Here is a 7,632-nt window from a genome sequence, read left to right as displayed (position 1 = left end):
GGTATATGTTGAGGGCATGAACGAGTCCGAAGCCTCCGTCGCGGCCCCCCTGGACGACGCCCCGACCCCTCAGCACGGCTACTCCGCCAACAAGGACGCCTACCTCAAGCGGCTCAAGCGGATCGAAGGGCAGGTCCGCGGCATTGCCCGGATGGTCGATGAGGACAAGTACTGCATCGACATCCTCACCCAGGTCGCCGCCGCCACGAAGGCCCTGCACGCCGTCAGCCTCGGGCTGGTCGAAGAACACATCGGCCACTGCGTAATGGGAGCGGCCGCGGAACCCGATCCGGAGCGCCGGGCCGAAGCCATCGACTTCAAAGTCAAGGAGGCGACCGATGCCATCGGCCGCCTGCTGCGCTAGCGGCAACACCACCCACCCCACCAGCGGGCTGATGAACGACTGCCAGTCCCCCACCAAGGAGCAAGCCATGAGCACCGTTTCCACCACCGTCGAGGTATCCGGCATGACCTGCGGACACTGCGTATCCTCCGTCTCCGAAGAGCTTGAGGCACTGGCCGGTGTCGAAAGCGTCGACGTCGACCTCAACGCCGGCGGGATCTCCACCGTGACGATCACCTCCGAGGCCGCACTCTCGCCCGCCGAAATCGGCGAAGCGGTCGCCGAAGCCGGCTACCTGGTGGTTGCCAACGAGGCCTGAGCCTGACTCAGGCGGGCGGGACCACGCGGTGCGGGACCTGGTCTGGCGGGAGTCAATGGGACAGAAATTAGCAGGCAGGACCGAGGGGAAACAACCGTGAGCAACGCGCAACAGCAGGACCAGCCCGGCGGCAGGGTGGTTGAACTCGACATCGAGGGCATGACCTGCGCCTCCTGCGTGGGCCGGGTCGAACGGAAGCTCGGCAAGCTCGACGGCGTGCACGCCCTGGTCAACCTCCCGCTGGAATCCGCACGGGTCACCGTCCCTGCCAACATCACAGACGAGCAGATCACCGCCACGGTGAACTCCGCCGGCTACAAGGCAACGATCCGGACCACCGCGAACCCCGCCGGTGCCGGCGAAGCGGCGGCCGGGAATCCGGCAACAACGCTGAAGACCCGCCTGCTCGCCGCAACCGTCCTCACCATCCCCGTCTTCCTGATCTCGATGTTCCCGGCACTCCAGTTCCCCCACTGGGGCTGGGTGGCCGGCGCCCTGGCGTTGCCGGTGGTCAGCTGGGCGGCCTGGCCGTTCCACCGGGCGGCCGCCGTGAACGCCCGGCACCTGGCGTCCACCATGGACACGCTGGTGTCGATCGGCGTGACGGCGGCCTACGTCTTTTCCGCCTGGCAGTTGCTGGCCGATCCGCTTCTCACCGCGGATCCGGCCATGGAGGCCATGGGTTCCGGGGGCCTGTACTTCGAGGTCGCCGCCGTCGTCACCACCTTCCTGCTGCTGGGCCGCTACCTGGAGGCCAACGCCAAGCAGAAGGCGGGCGACGCGCTCAAGACACTGTTGGACCTGGGCGCCAAGGATGCGACAGTGCTCCGGGACGGACTCGAATTCCAGGTGCCCGCGGACCGGCTCAAAGCCGGCGATGTCGTCGTCGTCCGCCCCGGCGAGAAGATCGCCACCGACGGGGTGATCATTGAGGGTGCCTCCGCCGTGGACGCGTCCCTGGTTACCGGCGAGTCGGTGCCGGTCGAGGTGGGGCCGGGCAGTCCGGTCACGGGTGCCACCATCAACACCTCGGGGCGGCTTCTGGTCCGCGCCACCCGGGTCGGCGCCGACACCACGCTGGCGCAAATGGGCCGGCTGGTCTCCCAGGCACAGTCCGGGAAGGCGCCGATCGCGCGGCTCGCGGACCGGATCAGCGCCGTCTTCGTCCCGGTGGTTCTCGTCCTCGCCGCTGTCACCTTCGGAGCGTGGCTGCTCGCGGCCGGGCCGGTTGTCAGCGCGGCCGAATTACGTGCCGCCTTCACCGCCGCCGTCGCGGTCCTGGTCATTGCCTGCCCGTGCGCCCTGGGCCTGGCCACGCCGGTCGGGCTGCTCGCAGGCACCGGCCGCGGCGCGCAGCTTGGCCTTCTGATCAGGGGTCCCCAGGTGCTCGAGGATACCCGCACAGTGGATACCATCCTGCTGGACAAGACCGGCACCGTCACCACCGGACGCCTTGGCGTCACCGGCACCCGCGCGTTTGCCCCGTTCGCCGAGGACGACGTCCTGCGGTTCGCCGGCGCGGCGGAGGCCGCCTCCGAGCACCCCATCGCCCGTGCCATCGCGGCAGCCGCATTGACCGCGGAGCCAGGGACCGGCGACGGCGCGCGGCTGCCCGCCGTCGCCGGATTCCACTCGGCCCCGGGCGGCGGGGTCCGCGGCGGCGTCGAAGGGCGCCTCGTCGTGGTGGGCCGCGCGGGCTGGCTACAGGAGAACGGTATCGCCGTCACCGATGCGCAGCAGGCGGCCCTCGCGGCCGCCGAGGGGGCGGGGGCCACCGCAATCTGGGTGGCCGTGGACGGAATGCCGGCAGGCATCATCAGCCTGCGCGACAGCGTCAAGCCCGGTTCGGCCGCGGCCATCGCCCGGCTCCGGGAGCTGGGACTGCGGCCCATCCTGCTGACCGGCGACAACGCCGCGGTGGCAGGCCAGGTGGCCACCGCCGTCGGCATCCCGCCGGAGGACGTCTTCGCGGGCGTGCTGCCGGAAGGCAAGGTCGCCGCGGTCCGTGCCCTGCAGGCCGCCGGCGCCACGGTGGCGATGGCCGGCGACGGCGTGAACGACGCCGCGGCACTGGCCCAGGCGGATCTGGGCATCGCGATGGGCTCCGGCACCGACGTTGCCATCGAAGCCGCGGACCTGACCGTGATGGGCGACGGGCTGGGGCAGGTCGGCCAGGCCATCGAGCTCTCCCGCCGCACGCTCGCCACGATCAAGACCAACCTTTTCTGGGCCTTCTTCTACAACGCGGTGGGCATTCCGGTGGCGGCCCTGGGCCTGCTCAATCCGATGATCGCCGGCGCCGCGATGGCGGCGAGCTCGGTGCTGGTGGTGGCGAACTCGCTGCGGCTGCGCAGCTTCGGCAAGTAACCCCCGCCCCGCCCAACTGGCTCGCAGTAGGTGGCGTTTTGGATGCTCAAAACGCCACCTACTGCGAGCTACTTGGGTTGAGGGGCTTAGGGGACGGGCTCGACGTCGTTGGCGTGGTCGAGTTCGGCGCCGAAGCGGGCGGGCCGGCGCAGTTCGTCCCAGCGGACCAGCACCACCCCGCCGACGATCAGGATACCGCCCAGGAGCTGGACGGGGCCCGGCAGCTCGCCGAGGAGCAGCCAGGCCCAGATGACGGCGAAGAGCACCTCGGTGAGCGAGACAAAGGACGCGACCTTGGAGCCCAGTGCCCGCGCTGCCACGATGCCGGAGACGTAGGCGAGCACGGTGGCAAGGAGGACCAGGCCGCCCAGCGCCACCCACCACGGCGTGACCCAGGGACCCAGCCGGGTGTCGGCCGTGCTGGCGGCCATCGGCAGCAACCCGGTGGCCGCGGCCAGCCACATGACGGCCGCGCCCGCCATCAGACCTCCCGAGGCCAGCACGATCGGCGGCAGGGTGTCATTTTCCTTGGCCGTGATGAAGAAATAGATGGCCAGGCAGACGGCGGCCGCGACCCCCCACAGCACGCCGACGACGTCGATCTTGACCGCCCCGGTGAGGTCCAGCACCAGAACCAGGCCGCCGAGCGAGAGCAGCGTTCCGGCAATGGTCAGCGCCTGCGGGCGCCGCCGGCTGGCGGCCCAGAGCCACAGCACGATCATCACCGGGGCGAGGTATTCGAGCAGAAGCGCGACGCCGACAGAGAGCCGCGCGACGGCGTTGAAATAAAACAGCTGGCAGGCGGCGACGCCGATCAGGCCGAACAGCAGGATGGTCAGCCAGTTGTTCCTGAGCTGGTGCCACCGGCCGCGCAACGCGGCAACGGCGGGGACGGCCAGGACCAGCGCGGCGCCGGTAAGCCGTGCGGTCACCGCGGCGCCCGGCGTCCAGCCCGTCTCAAGCAACGCCTTGGCGAAGGAGCCGGAGAGCCCGAACACCGCGGAGGAAAACAGGGCCACCCCCAGGCCGGAGGCGAGGAAGCCGGACGCGCCCGACGCGCCCGGCATGGGCTGTTGGGCAGCGGGGGGTGCGGGACGGGTTGCGGCCGGGGCTCCGGCGGGACGGCGTGCGGCAGACACGGGCAGTCTCCTGTCAGGAGTAAAGTTGGGTGATGGTCATGACAGTACGCCCGGTCGACGTAAGGAGTCAAGATGATATTTGCCCCTGACACTGAGGTTGCGCTGCGTTCGGTGGTCAGCCTGATCAACACGGCCGCCAACGGGGAAGAGCAACTGGCCACCGTCGCGGACCTGGACCGCTTTCTCGCGGCCGAGAACTTCAGCGGCTCGCGGACCCGGGATGCCGCGGAATTGGCCAGCGTGCACCGGCTGCGTGCCCGGCTCGCGGCGCTGTGGCTGGCCGATGAGGACACCGCCGTCGACACCGTCAACCGCCTGCTGCGCGACGCCAAGGCCCTGCCGCAGCTGATGAAGCATGACGGGTGGGACTGGCACCTGCATGCAACCACCCCCGAGGCCCCCCTGGCCGACCGGATGAGTACCGAGGCCGCGATGGGGCTGGTGGACGTGATCCGCAGCAAGGAAATGGACCGGATGCTGGTCTGCGCCGCGGATGATTGCGACGCCGTCGTGCTGGACCTCAGCCGGAACCGTTCGAAACGCTATTGCGACACCGGGAACTGCGCCAACCGCGCGCACGTCGCGGCCTACCGGGCGCGGAAGGCGGCCTCTTAGCGGCGCACCCCGGCCGGCGTCGCCACCTGCTAGCTGATGTCCCCGCCGGCGTCGCGGGTGTCCGCGTCGGGACCCGGCTGCGGGGTGTGGCCGCCGCGGGGCGTCGCCGGCCGCCGGGAGCTCAGGTTGACGCCGGAACCCTTGCCCAGGTGCTCGGCGTTCTCCTTGTAGCTCATCGAGAGCATGGCCGCGAGCACGAGCGTGGCGATGAAGGCAATGCCGGCTGCGGTGAAGGCCAGGTCGTAGYGGGCTTCCTTGTCACTTCCACCGGAGGCGAAGATCAGGACGGCGAAGAAGGCCAGCACTGCCCAGAACGCGGAGAACATCAGCGGTGCCTTGACCGAGGTCCGCAGGCTGCGGCGTTCTCCTGATTTCTGCTCTGCCAAGATGCTTTCCTCCTGCCGCCAGCGCCGATCAGGCGTGGCAGTCGTGATACCGCGGTTGTTCTACGCCGGGTAGAACCTGTCCGTACTAGTTTACGGCCTCCGCGGAAACGCCCCGCCCATCGTGGCGCAGGGTCAGCCCGGCCAGGGCCCAGAGCACGCCGTTGAGGATCGCGCCGCCGCCGGCGACGCCCAGCAGCGCGTGCGGGCCGAGGTCAATGAAAAACGGCAGCACAACCGCAGTGCCCAGGCCGATTACGCCGGAGGCAATCCAGTCTCGCGCCAGGACCGAGCGTTGGCGTGCGGCCACCCCCAGATACAGTTCCGCGACCCCGGCCAGGCCCAGGCCCACGGCGGCCAGGGTGCCGAACACTAGGCTTCCGGTGAGCAGCGCCACCGCGACGCCGGTGCCGGCCAGCACCGCCCCGGCGGCGGCGAGAATCTTGGCGCCGCGCTCACCGTGCGCCAGCCCGGTCTTCCGGACACTCCAGACCAGCGCCACGCCGGTGGCCAGCAGATAAAGGCCGCCCGTCCAGCCCATGCCCGCGACCGGGGGCGCCGCCCAGAACACGGTGACGGCGCCGAACACCAGGGCGACGCCGGCCCGGACCAGCACCGGCCTCCACAGGTCGGTGGCGGCGGGAAGGGTCGAAGCGCGGGGGGCTGCGGGGAGAGTCACCCGACCAGTTTAGTGGGTGCCGGATCCCCGGCCCGCACCGGGCCGCAGCCCCGGCCCTGCGGCCCTTTACCGGGCCCCGAGCAGCATCCACCGGTCCGTGCGCGCCCGCAGCCCCAGTGTCAACGCGCGGGCCAGCATGTAGCCCAGCGAGAAGGCCGCCCAGAGCCAGAACAGTGCCGCGCCGCCGTCGGCGCCCGAGAGCCGGACCCACAGCAGCAGGGGCAAATAGGCGGCGAGATTCACGACGCCGGCAATCGCCAGGTACCGCGCGTCGCCGGCGCCGATCAGCACGCCGTCGAGCACAAAGACGTAGCCCGCGACCGGCTGCCCCGCGGCCAAGACCCACAAGGCGAGCGTAAGGGCGGCCCGGACGCCGCCGTCGTTGGTGAACAGCAGCCCCGCCCACGGCGCCGCGGCGGCCAGCAGGATCCCGGTCAGGACGCCGAAGCCCAGTCCCCAGCGGACCATCGTTCCGGTAAGCTCCCGCGCCGTTGCCGGGTGGGTCGCGCCCAGTTCCTTGCCGATCAGCGCCTGGGCGGCGATCGCGAGGGCATCCAGGGCAAAGGCCAGGAAAGTAAACACGGTCATCGCCAGCTGGTGGGCGGCCAGATTGACCGGCCCCTGGGCGGTGGCCACCAGGACGGTGGCGAGGATCGCGAGCCGCAGGCTCAGCGTGCGCAGCATCAGCCACGACCCCACCCGGGCCAGGGTCCGGACACCGCGCCAGTCCGGAAACAGGGACACGCCGTGGTCTCGGGCGTTGCGCTGCACCATCACGAGATAGACCAGCGCCATGGCCCATTGGGCGATGCTGGTGCCGAGGGCCGATCCGGCGACCGAGAGCTGCAGCCCGTAGACCAGGAAAAGGTTCAGCAGGATATTGACGGTGAAGCCGGCGGCGGACACTGCCAGCGGGGTCCGGGTGTCTTGCAGACCCCGCAGCACTCCGGTCCCGGCGAAGATGAGCAGGGTGGCCACGAGGCCCGGCAAGGACCAGCGGAGGTAGTCCACGGCAAAGGTCCGCACCTCGCCGCGCGCGCCCATCAGGTCCAGCAGAGGTTCGGCCGCGAGGAATCCGGCGGCTGCCAGGACAGTGCCCAGCAGCAGGGCCAGCCACACGCCGTCCCGCCCTGCAGCCAGCGCCTTTGGCAGCTGGCCGTTGCCGATGGCGCGCGCCACGGCGGGAGTTGTGGAATAGGCGAGAAACACCATCAGCCCCACCGCGGTATGCAGCACGGCCGAGGCCAGTCCGACGCCGGCGAGCTGCGCCACGCCCAGGTGCCCGACAATCGCCGAGTCGGCGAGCAGGAAGAGCGGCTCGGCGATCAGCGCCCCAAAGGCCGGGACAGCCAGGCGCAGAATTTCCCGGCGGCGACCGGCCGGGGACGCGAGTGCGGAAGTTGGGGAGGGGGCTGGCACGCGACCACCCTAGCGCTCCTGCAGGCGTCGCACGACTTGCTTTAGTTGACTTTTCAACTGATTTCCGGAAATATATAGGTTGAATTTTCAACTAAACCGTGGCGGCGTGCCCCGCCGCGGCCCACCCAGGACGGGATCCCCCATGAACCAGCCCACACTGACCACCACCGCCCGCACGATCCTCCGCATCGTCACCGGCTTCCTGTTCGCCGCCCACGGCTGGCAGAAGTTCAACGAGTGGACCATTGCCGGCACCCAGGCCTCCTTCGCGCAGATGGGCGTTCCGGCGGCCAACTTCACCGCACCGGTCATTGCCACGCTGGAACTCGTCGGCGGCGTCGCCCTGATCCTCGGCGTGCTGACCCGCC

General features: G+C 70.3%; 9 protein-coding genes. 5 read left to right on the top strand and 4 right to left on the bottom strand.

From position 1 onward, the window contains the following. Nucleotides 1–16: 16 nt before the first annotated feature. The 3 genes from AB4Y86_RS07635 to AB4Y86_RS07625 all read left to right on the top strand — a co-directional run bounded on the left by AB4Y86_RS07635 (nucleotide 17) and on the right by AB4Y86_RS07625 (nucleotide 3,029). Nucleotides 17–364 (top strand): metal-sensitive transcriptional regulator, encoded by a 348-nt coding sequence (locus tag AB4Y86_RS07635; RefSeq protein WP_441401556.1) that lies wholly within the window; start codon nucleotides 17–19, stop codon nucleotides 362–364. A gap of 67 nt (nucleotides 365–431) precedes the next feature. Then, complete coding sequence (locus tag AB4Y86_RS07630; protein ID WP_441401553.1) at nucleotides 432–662, top strand: heavy-metal-associated domain-containing protein; 231 nt, start codon at nucleotides 432–434, stop codon at nucleotides 660–662. Nucleotides 663–758: 96 nt separating this feature from the next. Next, nucleotides 759–3,029, top strand: a complete 2,271-nt coding sequence (locus AB4Y86_RS07625) for a heavy metal translocating P-type ATPase (protein WP_441401551.1) — start codon at nucleotides 759–761, stop codon at nucleotides 3,027–3,029. An 86-nt stretch (nucleotides 3,030–3,115) separates the two neighbouring features. Here the strand turns inward: AB4Y86_RS07625 and AB4Y86_RS07620 are convergent, their stop codons facing one another. After that, complete coding sequence (locus AB4Y86_RS07620; protein WP_441401555.1) at nucleotides 3,116–4,096, bottom strand: EamA family transporter; 981 nt, start codon at nucleotides 4,094–4,096, stop codon at nucleotides 3,116–3,118. A gap of 144 nt (nucleotides 4,097–4,240) precedes the next feature. On the opposite strand from AB4Y86_RS07620, the gene AB4Y86_RS07615 reads away from it, so the two are divergent. After that, the gene (locus AB4Y86_RS07615) at nucleotides 4,241–4,783 is read left to right on the top strand and encodes a CGNR zinc finger domain-containing protein (RefSeq protein WP_441401549.1); all 543 of its coding nucleotides are present in this window, start codon (nucleotides 4,241–4,243) and stop codon (nucleotides 4,781–4,783) included. Nucleotides 4,784–4,812: 29 nt separating this feature from the next. On the opposite strand, the gene AB4Y86_RS07610 is transcribed toward AB4Y86_RS07615, so the two are convergent. The 3 genes from AB4Y86_RS07610 to AB4Y86_RS07600 all read right to left on the bottom strand — a co-directional run bounded on the left by AB4Y86_RS07610 (nucleotide 4,813) and on the right by AB4Y86_RS07600 (nucleotide 7,264). Continuing rightward, nucleotides 4,813–5,169: a hypothetical protein gene (locus tag AB4Y86_RS07610; RefSeq protein ID WP_441401547.1), complete on the bottom strand. Its 357-nt coding sequence runs from the start codon at nucleotides 5,167–5,169 to the stop codon at nucleotides 4,813–4,815. An 85-nt stretch (nucleotides 5,170–5,254) separates the two neighbouring features. Beyond that, nucleotides 5,255–5,845, bottom strand: coding sequence for a hypothetical protein (locus tag AB4Y86_RS07605; protein ID WP_441401545.1), 591 nt, complete (start codon nucleotides 5,843–5,845; stop codon nucleotides 5,255–5,257). Between the two features lie 66 nt (nucleotides 5,846–5,911). Then, nucleotides 5,912–7,264: an MATE family efflux transporter gene (locus AB4Y86_RS07600; protein WP_441401543.1), complete on the bottom strand. Its 1,353-nt coding sequence runs from the start codon at nucleotides 7,262–7,264 to the stop codon at nucleotides 5,912–5,914. A gap of 142 nt (nucleotides 7,265–7,406) precedes the next feature. Here AB4Y86_RS07600 and AB4Y86_RS07595 point away from each other — a divergent pair. Then, a partial coding sequence (locus AB4Y86_RS07595) for a DoxX family protein (protein WP_441401541.1) occupies nucleotides 7,407–7,632 on the top strand: 226 nt, incomplete at its 3' end.

Origin of the sequence: Arthrobacter sp. 2YAF22_2 (assembly GCF_052114645.1) — a bacterium.
Taxonomy (GTDB): domain Bacteria; phylum Actinomycetota; class Actinomycetes; order Actinomycetales; family Micrococcaceae; genus Arthrobacter.
The sequence above is the reverse complement of the archived record's forward strand: the minus strand, read 5'-3'. Positions and strand labels throughout refer to the sequence as shown.

Coding starts and splice junctions, on each gene's coding strand:
- AB4Y86_RS07635 (WP_441401556.1), top strand. CDS start 17: ATGAACGAGTCCGAAGCCTCCGTCGCGGCCCCCCTGGACGACGCCCCG.
- AB4Y86_RS07630 (WP_441401553.1), top strand. CDS start 432: ATGAGCACCGTTTCCACCACCGTCGAGGTATCCGGCATGACCTGCGGA.
- AB4Y86_RS07620 (WP_441401555.1), bottom strand. CDS start 4,096: ATGCCGGGCGCGTCGGGCGCGTCCGGCTTCCTCGCCTCCGGCCTGGGG.
- AB4Y86_RS07615 (WP_441401549.1), top strand. CDS start 4,241: ATGATATTTGCCCCTGACACTGAGGTTGCGCTGCGTTCGGTGGTCAGC.